Annotated in this window: 11 protein-coding genes; 2 read left to right on the plus strand and 9 right to left on the minus strand. The window is 47.1% G+C overall.

From position 1 onward, the window contains the following. Window positions 1-5: 5 nt before the first annotated feature. Both F8R13_RS05945 and F8R13_RS05950 read left to right on the plus strand, forming a co-directional pair. The gene (locus tag F8R13_RS05945) at window positions 6-2,171 is read left to right on the plus strand and encodes an AMP-binding protein (protein WP_152832563.1); all 2,166 of its coding nucleotides are present in this window, start codon (window positions 6-8) and stop codon (window positions 2,169-2,171) included. Between the two features lie 33 nt (window positions 2,172-2,204). After that, the gene (locus tag F8R13_RS05950; RefSeq protein WP_172967710.1) at window positions 2,205-2,789 is read left to right on the plus strand and encodes a CPBP family intramembrane glutamic endopeptidase; all 585 of its coding nucleotides are present in this window, start codon (window positions 2,205-2,207) and stop codon (window positions 2,787-2,789) included. 89 nt (window positions 2,790-2,878) lie between these two features. Here the strand turns inward: F8R13_RS05950 and F8R13_RS05955 are convergent, their stop codons facing one another. From F8R13_RS05955 to cmoB, 9 genes are all read right to left on the minus strand, one after another. Further along, entirely contained in the window at window positions 2,879-4,579 is a 1,701-nt protein-coding gene (locus F8R13_RS05955) for a BatD family protein (protein WP_172967711.1), read from the minus strand. Between the two features lie 29 nt (window positions 4,580-4,608). Beyond that, window positions 4,609-6,699 (minus strand): VWA domain-containing protein, encoded by a 2,091-nt coding sequence (locus F8R13_RS05960; RefSeq protein ID WP_152832570.1) that lies wholly within the window; start codon window positions 6,697-6,699, stop codon window positions 4,609-4,611. Continuing rightward, on the minus strand, window positions 6,696-7,754 hold the full coding sequence (locus F8R13_RS05965) for a VWA domain-containing protein (RefSeq protein ID WP_152832572.1): 1,059 nt from the start codon (window positions 7,752-7,754) through the stop codon (window positions 6,696-6,698). Before F8R13_RS05965 ends, F8R13_RS05960 begins: the two co-directional genes overlap by 4 nt. Then, window positions 7,751-8,251 carry a DUF4381 domain-containing protein gene (locus F8R13_RS05970; RefSeq protein ID WP_152832574.1) on the minus strand — a complete coding sequence of 167 codons (501 nt, stop codon included), beginning with the start codon at window positions 8,249-8,251 and terminating at the stop codon, window positions 7,751-7,753. The genes F8R13_RS05965 and F8R13_RS05970 overlap by 4 nt, the downstream gene beginning before the upstream one ends. Window position 8,252: 1 nt before the next feature. Beyond that, complete coding sequence (locus F8R13_RS05975) at window positions 8,253-9,206, minus strand: DUF58 domain-containing protein (RefSeq protein WP_253806362.1); 954 nt, start codon at window positions 9,204-9,206, stop codon at window positions 8,253-8,255. A gap of 11 nt (window positions 9,207-9,217) precedes the next feature. Beyond that, complete coding sequence (locus F8R13_RS05980) at window positions 9,218-10,189, minus strand: MoxR family ATPase (protein ID WP_152832576.1); 972 nt, start codon at window positions 10,187-10,189, stop codon at window positions 9,218-9,220. 121 nt (window positions 10,190-10,310) lie between these two features. Further along, window positions 10,311-12,626 (minus strand): ATP-binding protein, encoded by a 2,316-nt coding sequence (locus tag F8R13_RS05985; protein ID WP_152832578.1) that lies wholly within the window; start codon window positions 12,624-12,626, stop codon window positions 10,311-10,313. After that, complete coding sequence (modA, locus tag F8R13_RS05990) at window positions 12,623-13,477, minus strand: molybdate ABC transporter substrate-binding protein (RefSeq protein ID WP_152832580.1); 855 nt, start codon at window positions 13,475-13,477, stop codon at window positions 12,623-12,625. The genes F8R13_RS05985 and modA overlap by 4 nt, the downstream gene beginning before the upstream one ends. Window positions 13,478-13,588: 111 nt before the next feature. Next, window positions 13,589-14,581 (minus strand): tRNA 5-methoxyuridine(34)/uridine 5-oxyacetic acid(34) synthase CmoB, encoded by a 993-nt coding sequence (gene cmoB / locus F8R13_RS05995; RefSeq protein WP_371414910.1) that lies wholly within the window; start codon window positions 14,579-14,581, stop codon window positions 13,589-13,591. Window positions 14,582-14,588 lie beyond the last annotated feature (7 nt).

Consider the following 14,588-nt stretch of genomic DNA (forward strand, 5'->3'; position numbering starts at 1 on the left):
TATAAATGAAGTTGCTGGTTAAATTGCTTCTTTTGGTGTTCTTTCGCGTCAAGGTAAAGGGGCTAGAGAATTATCAGACTCTGGATAAGAGTGGTGAACCGATGCTGATTATCGCCAACCATACCTCTTTGTTGGATGGCTTATTGATAGCCAGTTTCCTGCCGGGAAAAACGGCCTTCATGATTGCCGAAGAACACACCAAAAAATGGTACGAGCGATTTCTGTTGAGCTTCGTCGACCACTTTAAAGTCGAATTTCATAATCCCTATGCCACCAAACGCGTTATTCATGAGTTGAAAAACGGCACACACTGCATGATTTTCCCGGAAGGACGTATCACCACTACCGGTAGCTTGATGAAGGTCTATGAAGGTACCGCAATGGTCGCTACCAAGGCCAATGCAACGATCTTGCCGATTCATATTTCCGGTGCAGATAAAAGTAAGCTGTCCTATTTGGACGGTCGGCATTTTGCCTATGTGAAACGTCAGTGGTTTCCGAAAATTCAGCTGGCAATCCAGCCCGGCGTCAAGCTGGAGCTTCCAAAAGGCTACAAAGGCTCCCGGAAACACGAATATTTCAAAGACCGCATTTTCAATATTTTGAAAGATGCCAGTTTCCACGGACAATTTGAACCGCAGTCCCTCTTTAAGGCATTGGTGAACGCCCGAAATACTTACGATGCCTCCGAAATCTGCCTAGAGGATTTTAACCAGAGCACCCTGACGCTGAAGAAACTGCTCGCCGCTAGCAGAGTGCTCGGGAAGAAATTACACGAGCATTTAGGCGAACAAAAACGTGTCGGAATACTGTTGCCGAATGTTGTCGGGTTGCCGACCACCTTTTTTGCCTTGCAGGCCTATGCACATGTTCCGGCGATGTTGAATTTTACCTCTGGGCTCGGCCCCATCAAGTCGGCTTGCGAAACGGCGGAGTTAAAGACGGTCATCACTTCCCACAAGTTTGTCGAAGTCTTTCAATTAGCCCCTTTGGTTGAGAGTCTTTCAGATCAAATCACCTTCCTTTACCTGGAAGATATTCGTGGTGAAATCGGCTTAGCCGACAAATTGAGCCTGTTATGGAGTAATGCGAAATCCTTGCCGGGCTATGCGCTGGATCACGAAGAAGAAGCGGCGGTGTTGTTCACTTCCGGTTCGGAAGGTGCGCCGAAGGGTGTGGTGTTGTCGCATAAGAACATCATCAGCAATGTCGAGCAGATTTCCGCGGTACTGACGCTATTGCCGGGTGAGAAAATCTTCAACGCTTTGCCGACCTTTCATAGTTTTGGGTTGACGGCAGGCACGATTTGGCCGGTACTAAAGGGCGCCAGTGTCTTTATGTACCCGTCGCCGTTGCATTACGCGGTGATTCCGGAAATGGTCTATCAGTTGAACGCCAAGTTCCTGTTTGCGACCGATACCTTCTTCAATGGATATGCGAAAAAAGCCGATCCGTATGATTTTTACAGCATTCGTGCTTTGGTTGCTGGTGCCGAGAAATTGCGTCCGGAAACGCTTCAGCTGTATCTGGATAAATTCCATATCCCCATTTTCGAAGGTTATGGTGTAACGGAAACCGCGCCGGTAGTAGCGGTCAACGTCCCGCAAAAATTCAAACATGGCACTATCGGGCAGCTGGTGCCGGGCATCGAGTATCGCTTGGATCCGGTTGAGGGGATCGAGCATGGTGGGCGTTTGGTGGTGAAAGGCCCCAATATCATGAAAGGCTACCTGTTGCCGGATCAACCCGGGAAACTGATTGAACCCAAAGATGGCTGGCACGATACCGGAGACATCGCCGACATTGATGAAGACGGTTTTGTCTCCATCAAAGGTCGAGCCAAACGTTTTGCGAAAATTGGTGGCGAGATGATCTCACTGGCAGCGGTGGAAAACTATATCAACCGTGCCAGCCCGGAGGGGCATCATGTAGTGGTCGCCGTGGCGGATTTAAGAAAAGGCGAGCAGTTGATTTTGGTCACCAACGACGAAAGTTTAAGTCGTCATACCGTAAAAGAAGCGGCTCGCGCGGCGGAAGTGGCTGAGATCATGATTCCGAAAACGGTTATTTTGGTGGAAGAAATTCCGGTGATGGGCACTGGAAAAACCAACTATCCTGAAGTGCAGAAAATTGCCGACGGCCATTTCGACAATGCCGACACTAACGAGTAACTTATCATCAGTAGGTCTATGGAAGGAAAGAACATGATTCAAAAAACACTGAATGCGAAGAACATTTTTGCGTTGTTGTTTATCGTTTTAATCATTACCAAGCTACACGCGTTTGAAGCCATCAAGCTAGACAGTCACTTTATCGGTCACCCGATTATCATCAACTGGCCGTTGATTCTGACGGTTTTCGTGATTGCCGCCGGAGCGATTTTTGTGCGCAGAGGTTCCAATGATTGCTGGTTTATCGCGTTGAATTTTGTCGGCTTGATTCTGGTTTCCATTGTTTTGGAATGGTATCAACCGGGGTTGGGTATCGGCATTTTCATGTTGATGCTATCCACCGCTGTGGCGGAAGAGTTGATTGTACGATACGCATTCTTTGAGTTACTGTGGCCGCGTTTTAAGCCTGCGATGATTGTGTTGCTGAGTGCGCTGTTATTTATGGGTATCCACACCAATATCTACACACAATTCGAGTCATCATTGTCGGTCTTCCTTTTTGGATTGGTATTGGGTGCCATTTATGCCCAGTTCAAGCAAAAAGACCAGACGATCAAAGGGATTGCGCTGGTTTCCTGGTTGCACCTTGGCGCTTTGTTGTTGGATATTTATCTTTGAATATTTATCTCTGAAAATCTGCCAGGTTGGGGGAGGGTTAATTTGTCCTTGACCCCAACCTGGTAGATTTTATCGATTGCCCGCATCTGTTATTCAGGGTAAATCGGGTCAAGCTGTCGACCTTCCTGCTGCTTCACCACTTTCGTTTTTTGTTTCTCTGATGCTTTCAATGCCTGACAGAAGCTTGGCAAAAGGGCGTCATCCAAAGCTTCCTGATGGAATAAATGCGCTTTTAAACGGTTAACCAGCGCCATGTTTCCATTTATGGCAAGAAAGGCTTGCGCGTTGGCCGGAAACGCCTGAGACCATTGATTGAAGGCTTGGTAGGTTCCCTTTGCATTGCTTTCCGCACAGAGTGCACAGATACGTTCCAGACTTGGATGAAAGCGTTCAAAAGAGCTGGCGGATTGTCCTGTGCTATCTGTAGGCGTCATGGCATTTGTGGTAAAAGTTTTCTTCTGACGTTCACGCCAGTAAAGCATGGCAGTCAATAACCATAGCAAAGCAAACGCAGCGGTAAGCGCCGGCCATAGCCAAGCAATACCTGAAACTTTGCTGCTGGTTTCATGTGAAACTTGCTGATTGATTGGTTTGTTTGGCTGGTCCAACGGCGTTAGATTGGTCTGTGGTTTCAATGCTGGCAAGACATCCAGTGTTTTTGCCGGCAGGGTCGCTGTTTCCATTTTCTGGGTTTGGGTGTTCCACCAGTTGATGGTAATCGGCGGCAGGGTAATTTTGCCCGATTCTAAAGGTACAATCGCCATCTTGACGGTTTTGGCGGAGTTGATGCCTGAGTCAACTTCCTGATCCGACAGTTTTGGGTCATCCGGATACACATGGAAACTGGCCTGGTCGTCCAGACTGATGTCCGGTAACTGAGATGACATGAGGTTTTGTGCCTGCAAATGGATGGTTCGCGTGATGGAGTCGCCGACACGAAGTGAGTTAGGCATCTGCCAGTCTTGTGTCAATGTCAGGTTTGGCGTGGGTAACCAGGTTTTGTCTTTAGGGTAATTGGCATTTTGCGGCATGACCGTTAGCGTAATCGCTTTGCTGTTGTTACGAATCATCTTGATGATGCCGCGATATTGCAGTCTGCCGTCGAACTGCTCGGGCGGGATGGTCAAAGTGCCGCTTTTTTGAGGATAAAACGCCCAGCTCCATTCATAGACTTCATAGCGTTGGCCATTGATGTCTTTTTGATAATTGACCTGATTTTTGAGTTGTTTATTGATCGCGTCTTTGAAAATAGGGGGACGAATGCTACCGTCGATAAAACGCCCCAGATGGTAATATTTCAGGGTGTAGATGACCTGTTGTTGGACATAAGCCTTGTGGGTGCTGATGGAAGACTCCAGAAAACTCACGCCTTGTTTGCCAGCTTGTGTCATGGGCGAAACGAAAAGTTTATAAGGCTGGCTATCAATGCCATCCACTGTCAAAGGCGGAACCATCAGTTCACCGATTTGTTTCGGTGTGATACTGATATCCCAGCGTGTCAGCGCCTGATAGTTGCCGTTGACGATACTCACATTCGTCGAGCGTTGGGTGCCTAACACCTTGAACTGATCTTTTAGCGGCGATAAATCCAGATCATCAAAGGTCTGAAAATTGGTTTGCACCACCAAATTAATCACATCACCCATTTCCACCTTTTGGCGGTCAGTCGAGACGGAAAGCGTTTTGTCCGCCGCATAGGCATTCAGCGTGAACAGTGTCATTAAAACCGCGACCACCAGTAACATTCTGGCAGTCATGTTCGAGTAAGGTTGCACAAATCTCATTGTCATCGTTTCACCATTTGTCTCATTATTGATTTTCACCATGATTTGTCGGGCTCTTGTGCCTCATCGGCATTTTGGTGTTGTAACTGATATTGGTATTCAAATTTTCGTTTCAGGAAAAGCCCCGGCTGGTCGGGAATCTGGTTCAACCAGGCTTTTTCCGCCTGCTCTTCTTCGGTCAGTTTTTTGCCGGATTGCGCAGACTTTTTGCCGTCCATTTGATCAGAAAGTCGTGTTGGCGAGGTCTTTTTCTGCGCCAAATTCTGTTGGTTCTTATCAGCGTTCACCTGAGACATTTCGGTGGCCTGTTGTCCAGTTTGTCCATTTTTCTTGCCGGCACCAGACGGTTTATTTTGTTGTTGTTTGCCTTGTTCATTTGCCTGTTGGTTGTCTTGTGCGCTGTGCTGTTTTTCTTTTTCGGCAGATTTTTGTGCGTTAGCTTGCTTGTTTTGTTGATCCTTTTGATCTGAAGCCGCTTGCTGTGATTTAGGTTGTACCGGCTGATTCAAGTCGTTTTTGGCATCGGAGTTACCGGACTGATTCGCATTGGCATTTTCCTGCCCTTGTTTTTGCGGTTGATTGCCACCGGAACCCTTTTGTTTGCTTTGCTGGTTGCTCTGTTGATTATCCTGAGCCTGTGATTGCGACGAGGCATCGTTTTGTTGTTTATTTTTTTGTTTTAGCAGGCTATCAACCAGTTGCAGGTTTTGCTTGGCTTGTTGCCAGTTTGGGCGTGTTTTCAGTGCAGATTCATACTGTTCCTTGGCTTTTTCCAATTCACCAAGGTGTGCATAAGTGTTACCCAGGTTGTAGTGACCTTGTGGAGACGGATCAAGTTTGAACTGTTTGAGCGCCTCTTGGTAATCGCCAGCTTTGTAGTAGCTCGCGCCTTTCCATGCAGGGCTTTCAAAGCGGTCTGCTGCGGTTTCATAATCCTTCTGTTGCCATTTTTCATAGCCTTGCTGGTTGGGTGATTTAAAAACATCAGTGAAATGCACACTGGCATCTTCATGTTTGTTTTTATCGATTGGCTGGGCGGCATAGCTTGAAGGAGAGTAAGCACTGCCGGCAGCCAGTAGCCAAACCGTCAGCAAGCCACTGACGGAAACGCTGAATAACCAACCACGGCGGTAAGCCAACGCCGCTAACGGAATCAACAGATAAAGCAGATATACACCTTTATCCAACCAAGCAACGAAAGATTTTGGTGGTGTTTGTTTATCTTTTGCTTGCTGAGTCGGTAATTGATTCAGGAAGGGCGGTAGCAGCACAGAGAGGTCGTCATCCGAGTTTTGCATCAGCGTTACGCGAGCACCCAGCGATTGTGCCAATTTCTGGATGCGTTCAACTGGGATTTTTGCCATGATGATTTTGCCGGAGTCATCTTTTAACAAGCCATAATTCGGCACCGGAATTGGGCCGCCATGCGGTGTACCGCTGATGAGAATACTGACGCTGACATTGGCATGTTTGATTAAGGAAATCACTTCAGGTACTTCTTTGGCTTCGATATCGTCCATCACCCAAATCAAGTGACCATGTTTCACATGCGCCCCTTTGAAGAGGCTGAGTGCCTGTTTCACACCTTCAACAGCGTTAGAACCGTATTTTGGCATCATGGTCGGGTTCAAATGCGGAATCAGTGAGAGCAAGGTTTCATTGTCGTCGGAAATCGGTGCCAGAGTGTGCGCTGTGCCGGCATATACGACCATGCCGCTTGCCATTTCTGGATGTTGTTTGAGCAGGTCGATGAGCTTGTACTGGGTGCGTGTTATACGATTTGGTTTCAGGTCGTCTGCCAACATGGAAAGTGACAGATCCTGCAAAATAACGGTACCTTCAGTCGATTTTTCCGCGGGTACCTTAACCTGTTCCCAGGTTGGGCCAGATAATGCGATGATGGCGCTAAACCAAATCGCCATCAAGCCAACCACTTCCCAAGGCTTATCGGCGTTTTCTGCTGACTTGCCAAGCAATATGGGTTTGAAGCTCGGGTTGATGATTTCCTGCCAGCTGCTTTGCTCGCTTCGGCGTTGCCAAAGTTTCCAGCCAAGCCAAGCGGCAGGGAGCAATACCAGTAGCCATTCAGGGCGGAGGAAATGGAAGGTCATATGCGTGGCATTCACGATTGACCTCCTCGCGTGTTTTCGGGGAGGTTAGTCGTGGCTGAATGCATGGGTGAGCGATAGATTCGATGGGCAACCATTAACAGACTTAACAAGAGTGCCAGTCCTAAAGGCCAAACAAATAGCTCTTCACGCATACGGTATTGGTGTAGTAAATGAGGGGTCGACTCCAGTTTGTCGATGCTGGCGTAAACCTGATTCAGTTTGTCGGTATCGGCGGCGTAGAAGAACTTACCGCCGGTGATTTTGGCAATGTTTTTCAGAGTGGCCAAATCCATATCACTACCGCCGAAAAAGACATTCATCGCGCTTTCCTGTGATTGACCGATACCGATGGTATAGATTTTCAGTCCCATTTTTTTCGCTTGTTTGGCGGCATCAATCGGTTGTACCGTACCAGCGGTATTGGAGCCGTCGGTCAATAGAATCATCACTGCGTTCTTTTGATGCGCCTGACGTAAATGTTTTAGAGTGATGCCGATAGCATCGCCGATGGCGGTGTTGTTGCCTGCCATACCGATTTCGGTTTCGTTTAATAGGGTTTCGACTGTCTTCAGGTCATATGTCAGCGGGCTTTGTAGGAAAGCTTGCGTACCGAAAACCACCAAGCCCATGCGGTCGCCCTGACGTTTTTTGATGAATTGCGACACCACGGTTTTTACCGATGTAAGACGATCGACAGGGCGACCATTCAAGGTCATATCATTTTTTTCCATACTGCCGGACAAATCGACCGCCAGCATTATGTCCTTACCGGATTGGGTGAAAGCAGCCGGGGTCAAAAACCAAACCGGGCGCATAGCGGCGAGAATCAACAGCAGCCACAGCAATATCAGTAACCATGGAATTCGACGTTGCTGCCCATTGGCCTCCAAGGAGGGCAACCTGGCAGATTTTGAGAGTCTTGCCATCAAATGTGGGGCGAATAGTGGCAACTGCTTTTGAGAAGCCGGCGGTAGAATCAAGCGGATAATCCAAGGCAGGGGCAGGAAGGCCAGCATCCACGCCCACAGGAAACTGAAGCTATCGAAAAAGTCTAGCCAATCCAGATTCATTTGTGATGCCCCTTGATCCAGTGTTTTACATAGTTCAGGGTTTGCTGAATATCTCGAGGTTCAAGCGGCTGATTCGGGTTGTAGAGTGAAGCAAAGCACGCCTCTAAACCATCCGGTTGCTGCACGTAGGAAGCATTTTGTTTGAGGAAATGAACCCAATCCTCACCTGTCAGTGCAGCCACTTGTTTACGACCATAGCTGGTGATAGCCACTTGTTTCAACAGCTGGTTGGCGATTTGCAGTTGGCGCCTCGGGTCATCAGATTGCGCGATGGCATTGTCGAATAAGGATTGCGCCTGACGACGATATTGGTTTTGTTTGCGCTGGTTTAGAAAGTACCAAGTGGAACCGATCAAAATGCCGCCTATCCCGATAAATAACGCGATGAGCGAATCGGAAATCGGCCACCAACCGACGGGTGGCGGAACCACAATATCGTTTAGCCGTGACAAAGCGGCTTGTAGTTGCGGGGAAAGTTCTGGTGTGACGTTTGCCATATCAGCTCACCACCTTCTGCGCACGTAGACTTTCCAACACATTCTCCTGTGTGGAGATCGACAGCATTGGGATTTGCAGGCTATAGCTCAGTTGTTGCAAAGCATCAAACTTTGAGGCGTATTGCGTATGGTAATCCGCCAGTTGTCGTGAGGAAAAAGTGTCGAAATCCGTTTGATTTTCGCCGTCGGTCAGCTTGAGAATACCTTGGCTAGGCAGGTCGGCTTCAACGGGGTCAAATACATGAATCAACACAATCTCACACTGGCGTTTGAAGTGCGAGAGGGTATCGAAAAAGGTTCGCTCCATATCGAGGAAATCACCAATCAAATACACACGCGTGCCGGACTTCAAATAGGGCAAAACTTGGGTGAGGTGGTGCTGCCAGTTATCTCTGGTGCCGGGTCTAAGGACTTGTTGTTGCAGTGTGGTCGCGGCATTCAAAAATTGAAGAACATTCTTTGCCTGATGTTTCGGTTCTATCCATTTATGGCCCAGGTGGTTGAAAACATAACCGCCGAAACGATCACCCTCCTGCAAAGTCACCCAGCCAAGCGTTGCGGCGATGTTCAGTGCTTGAACCGATTTGAAACGGGTTTGGCTACCAAAAAACAATTTCGGGCTTTGTTCCAGAATGCATAAAACCGGGCGTTCCAACTCTTCGGTAAAAAGTTTGGTGTGGTATTTTCGGGTGCGGGCGCTGACTTTCCAGTCGATATGGCGGATATCGTCGCCTGGTGAATACTCGCGTACTTCATTGAACTCCATGCCCCGCCCTTTACGGATGGCTTGGCGGTAGCCGGCTTTTTCGGAAATCAGTCTCTGCTGACTGTTCAGCCGCAGACGTTTCACATGAAACCGAAGTTGCAGCAGATCATCCAGCTGTGAATAGATCGCCGGATTATCGAAAAATGAAGTAGGTGAGCTATTAGTCTCTGACATGGTTGCGTCTGACATGAATGCCTGAGTTAGATAACAGGAACCAGTTGAATCAATTGGTCAACCAGTTTATCTGCGGTCATACCCGAGGCTTCCCCTTCAAAACTCAGCAGGATACGGTGACGAAATACATCATGCACTACTGCCTGAACTTCCTCCGGGCTGACATAATCCTGACCCTTCAGCCAAGCTAAGGCGCGCGCGCCACGAGACAGTGCTAGGGTGGCACGTGGGCTGACGCCAAAGTCGATATATTTGGCAAGAGTTGGGTCGTATTTTTCAAGCTGGCGGGTCGCCATCACCAATTCGACAATATAGGTTTTGGTTTCTTCCGACAGATAGAGGTTCAGAATTTCGTTACGCGCCTCGAATAGATCTGCTTGGCTTAGCGGCTCGAAGTAAGGGAAACCTGCGGCATTCTCTCTTGCTTCATCTTCGACTAAATCAAGAATGTGTCTTTCCGTTTCCGCATTCGGGTAATCAATTCGGACATGCAGCATGAAACGGTCAAGCTGCGCTTCCGGCAAAGGGTAAGTGCCTTCCTGTTCAATCGGGTTTTGCGTTGCCATCACCATGAACAAACGTTCAAGCGGTAAAGTGTGTTTACCAACGGTGACTTGTTCTTCCGCCATGGCTTCCAACAATGCCGATTGCACTTTGGCTGGAGCACGGTTGATTTCATCAGCCAAAATCAGGTTATGGAAAATAGGCCCCTTTTGCAGTCCAAACTCACCATTGGGTTGTAAAACTTCTGTCCCGGTGATGTCGGACGGTAATAAATCTGGCGTGAATTGGATGCGATGGTAATCCCCCTCAATCAACTCAGACAGGGTTTTGATGGCTTTGGTTTTTGCCAAACCTGGAGGGCCCTCCACCAACAAATGACCATCTGCCAGTAAGGCGACCAGCATGCGTTCTGTTAAGTGGGGTTGACCGAGAATGTGTTGATTCAGTCTCGTCAATAATGCAGAAAATTTTTCGGACAAAGTGGTTGCGGACATAAATACGCCTTTTATTAGTTCGCCAATGACAAGGGGGTCATTATATCGACTTCAATTGCAGCAAGTCTTTCAAGATACTTAAAAGAATTTGGATTTTGTGCGTATTTATTGGGTTATGGCGTCATACTTCGCTGCGATTGGCAGGAAGATATTCCATTAATACTGACTTCAGGTCGTCAATATTAATCGGTTTTGGCAAGTAGTTATCCATACCCGCCATCAGAAAGCGTTCTTTGTCTCCTTTCATGGCATTAGCGGTAAGTGCAACAATCACTTGAGGTTGAATCAGATTGCTTTTTTCCAGCATTCGAATCTGCTTGGTGGCTTTGATGCCATTGAGTTTTGGCATATTTTCATCCATCAGAATCAGGTCATAGTGTTGTTCTTGAACCTTGTCGACGGCTTCCAGACCATCTTGTGCAATATCGAAGGTCAATCCAAGCTTTTTCAGAATAGCGGACATTAGCATTTGGTTGGTGACATTGTCCTCAACCAGCAAAATATGCCCTACGAAGTTGTCTTGTAGGGTTTGTTTACGCTCAATTTCCGTTGCCATTTTCACTATTTTTGCCGGTACCGTGAACCCAAAACAGCTTCCTCTGGACTCTTCGCTCTTAAGCTGGAGTTCTCCACTTAGTAGTTGGATCAATTTTGCGCTAATGGTCAAACCAAGACCTGTACCGCCGTATTTACGGGTGGTGGAGCTTTCTGCTTGGGAAAAGGACTCAAAAATATCAGCTTGCTTTTCCAGAGGAATACCAATGCCTTCGTCCATGACTTTGCAGAGAAGCTGTTCTTTTTCCCAGTCATAGCTTGCAGAAAGTGTGATGGATTGCCCTGGGTCGGAGAATTTAACGGCATTGGATAGGAAGTTGCTCAATATTTGATTGATTCGCATTACATCGGCTTCAAGTCTTGGCGGCATACGATCAATATTGATAATCAAGTCGATATTTTTTTCACTGCATCTTGCTAGGAACAGGTCGGCAACTTGGCTAATGGATTTTTGCGGGTCAAAGACCACGGGGTCAATTTCCAGTTTGCCACTTTCGATTTTGCTTAAGTCAAGGATGTCGTTGATAATGCTTGTCAGCGCCTGGCTGGAAGTATCGATGATATCCAGATACTCTCTGGATTCTTTATCCTGATTTTTTTCTTTTAATAGCGCGATGAAACCGAGAATCGCGTTGAGCGGTGTGCGGATTTCATGCGACATATTTGCGAGGAACTCCCCTTTGGCTTTAGTGGCTGCCAAAGCACGGTCTTTTTCAATCATTAAGCGCTCATTGATGCGCTCATTTTCAGAAATGTCGAACATGGAGATAACGAAACGGTCATAGAGCTTCGATTTTATAGCGGAAATCTGGAAAAGTGATATTTCACCCTTATGCAGTACTTTTGCCTTATGGATTTTATGCGGGTGATTGACGAGGTATTCAATCCAGTTTTTATCGTCAAACTTGTAGATGAAGCCCTCTTCTTTCACAAAAAAGTCGCACACACAATTGTGCTCATGCTGAAAGGCGTCCAAAGAGCCGTAATCTTCAAAGAAGGCAAAGAAACCGCCACTGGCATCGATTAGCTTTTCGCCATCGTTAATGACGATGATGTTCGATTGGGATTCCAGAATATTGCGTGAGTAATCGCGGGACTCTGTGAGTTCAGAAATGGATTGGTTGATGCTTCGGCTGAGATGCCAAAAAATCCAAAGTCCAATAACGATTAAGCTGATGGTCAGCAGTAGCTGATAGTTTCGATACCTTTCTTTATCTCTCTCTACACGTTGTTTTAGCTTTTTGTAGTCCAAGGCATTGGTCAAAAAGACGCGGTTTGCACTTTCTTTCAGGCGGTGAAAGATCGGTGTGAAGAACTTCATGTTGAGTTGAAATTCTGTGATTTTATGTGAGAGAAGTGGTGATTTTTGCTGTTGAAGTTTGTCGATTTCGTTTAGTTCGGCGTTTAACTCGACCAGTTTTTCGTTGATGAGACGAAACTTAGGCAAAATGTCTGCCGCCGCAAATGAAAAGTGATTGAAACGCTCAGGTTGGTAAGTTTGAAAGCTTTCCAACTTATCGGCATCCGGTAGGTTTAAGTCATAGCTGTGATAAAAGTTGCCGCCATTATTCAGTATGTGAAAAGACTCGTAAACCTTGGCTTCTTTTTCACCGATTTTACGCAAGATAATGTTGCGCATATGTTTGTTCGGAAAGGCCGCCATCTGGTAGAACAAGGATTCGATATTGCGGATTTCCAAGCTGATATCAGAGGTGACAACACGTTGTACTTCAGCATTTTGGATGTCTTTATCCAGCGCGTTGATGAAGTTTTCGATACTGTAATTGATGATGGCCTGAGCAGAAAACCCAACCACAAACAATATCAGCAACGCTAAGAGTCGGTTCTTAGCCGTGTGTGAGAAGAGTGCAAAAGGATTCATTTTGCCTGATCTCCAGCATCGAGTTCTTTCATGCGCTGTTCATACTCTTGTTGGGTGAAAAAGCCATAGTCATAGAACACTTGGACACCTGTTTTGGAGGCGGCATAAGCCATGAATGCTTTGGCAAGTGTCGGGTTCTTGGAGTAGCTCAATAAATCCAACTCCAGCTTTTTTGGTTTCGACCACTTGGGATCAATGGGAATGACGGTGAGGTAATCTTTGGTTTGCGGCCATTTGGTGACGGCATACCAGTTGATGACAATATCGGCATCTCCGGATTTAATGGCATGGAACAGGCGATGTGAATCTGTGGTGAAGTAAGTGACGTTTTTGTAGACCTTTTCGGCGATGCCCGCTTTTTTTAACATGGCATCTCCTGCCTTACCGATAGCACCGGACGTTGGTGAAGACAAGACAACCGAGAGTTTGGAATTTGTCAGTTGATTGAGGTCGTTAGTCAAATGCTTTGGATTGCCTTTTGCAACGACCAGTGCGACGCGGTTATAGCCTACTAATACATGATCAAGGATTAGCCCTTCTTTTTCACCGATTTTGCGATAGGAATCGCTTCCCGGAAAATAGATGTCGCCTTTCTTTTCTTTTTGAATGGTTTGGTAGAGGAAACCGGATGCGCCCTGATTGATTTCAATATTGACGTGGTGCTGTTTTTCGAAAGCATCTACTAAGACCTTAAGCGGCTTGACCATGGTGATGCCGGCATAAATCACTAAATCCGGTGATTTATTGTGGGTTGAGGCATGGGGGGCTTGATGGGTGACCATCTCGAAAATAGACAGGATAAGCAGCACTAAGGTGGAAATACTGACGATGGCAACATTGCGACGATTCATGCTTTGTTATCCTCAAGGCGGTTATGACTTGTATTGGCATTATAGGGTGATAACAAACCGCATATAACCGAGGTATGGTCCCTCAGCCAAAGAAGTCTTTTGTATTTTAGCTTATTTGTTCGCTAAAACAACAGCCCTTAAAGGTGCGGGGTAGCCTTCGACGGTAAGGGAGGGATCATTCGGATCTAAAAAGTCTTCCAATGATTTCCATTCCATCCACTCGGTAGCGCGCTGCTCCTCAATGGAGGTTTGGTCCAAATCGACGCAGCGTACATTTTTATAACCGCATTTTTCCATCCAACGCATCAATTCCGGCACTGAGGGTAGGAACCAGACATTGTTCATTTGTGCATAGCGTTCAGCCGGTACCAACAACTGCCCGTAGGGTTCAGGTACCACCAAGGTTTCTAGCACCAGCTCGCCACCGGGTTTCATATGTTTGCGTAAATCCAGAAGATGGTCGATAGGGGAACGACGGTGATATAAAACGCCCATGGAAAAGACGGTATCGAATTCTTCCGCTTTATTGATAACGGGCAGTTGCTCCAGCGTCAACGGCAGAAAATAAGCGGGAACCGAGTCGCCGATAAAATGCTTTAACACCAAGAACTGGCTCATGAAAAGCAAACTCGGATCAACGCCCACCGCGAAGCGCGCACCCTCTCCCATCATTCGCCAGATGTGATAACCACTACCACAGCCGATATCCAGTACTTTTTTACCTTCCAGGCTGCTTAGGTGTGGTTGTACACGATCCCATTTCCAGTCCGAGTGCCATTCGGTGTCGATAAACACGCCTTCGATGTCAAAAGGTCCTTTGCGCCAAGGCATCAAATCTTTGAGGTGCGTCTTGAGTTGTTCACGTATACGCTCGTCGGTGCTGTCCGAGTGCACAGATATCGCCGAGGTATTCAGGGTGTAGGCATCAGATTTCGGCAATTTAAATATGGCTTCTAACGCGGGTTGCCAACGAGGCAGATTACCGTTGTTTTCTGGCGTCAGTGCTTCTTCCAGAAGCGGTGGCAGGACATTTTTCCACTCTTCCAGTCTGGAACCGGTCAGTTCTTGCCAAAGAGGCTCGTAATGTTCAAAGTAATGTTTCACGTGGCAC

It is taken from the genome of Hydrogenovibrio sp. JE_KL2, assembly GCF_009296185.1.
Taxonomy (GTDB): domain Bacteria; phylum Pseudomonadota; class Gammaproteobacteria; order Thiomicrospirales; family Thiomicrospiraceae; genus Hydrogenovibrio.

What these genes read in the sequence shown, in the direction of transcription:
- F8R13_RS05955 (WP_172967711.1), bottom strand. Translation starts at nt 4,579, where the DNA reads ATGACAATGAGATTTGTGCAACCTTACTCGAACATGACTGCCAGAATG.
- F8R13_RS05980 (WP_152832576.1), bottom strand. Translation starts at nt 10,189, where the DNA reads ATGTCCGCAACCACTTTGTCCGAAAAATTTTCTGCATTATTGACGAGA.
- modA (WP_152832580.1), bottom strand. Translation starts at nt 13,477, where the DNA reads ATGAATCGTCGCAATGTTGCCATCGTCAGTATTTCCACCTTAGTGCTG.
- F8R13_RS05970 (WP_152832574.1), bottom strand. Translation starts at nt 8,251, where the DNA reads ATGGCAAACGTCACACCAGAACTTTCCCCGCAACTACAAGCCGCTTTG.
- F8R13_RS05950 (WP_172967710.1), top strand. Translation starts at nt 2,205, where the DNA reads ATGATTCAAAAAACACTGAATGCGAAGAACATTTTTGCGTTGTTGTTT.
- F8R13_RS05965 (WP_152832572.1), bottom strand. Translation starts at nt 7,754, where the DNA reads ATGAATCTGGATTGGCTAGACTTTTTCGATAGCTTCAGTTTCCTGTGG.
- F8R13_RS05975 (WP_253806362.1), bottom strand. Translation starts at nt 9,206, where the DNA reads ATGTCAGACGCAACCATGTCAGAGACTAATAGCTCACCTACTTCATTT.
- F8R13_RS05985 (WP_152832578.1), bottom strand. Translation starts at nt 12,626, where the DNA reads ATGAATCCTTTTGCACTCTTCTCACACACGGCTAAGAACCGACTCTTA.
- F8R13_RS05945 (WP_152832563.1), top strand. Translation starts at nt 6, where the DNA reads ATGAAGTTGCTGGTTAAATTGCTTCTTTTGGTGTTCTTTCGCGTCAAG.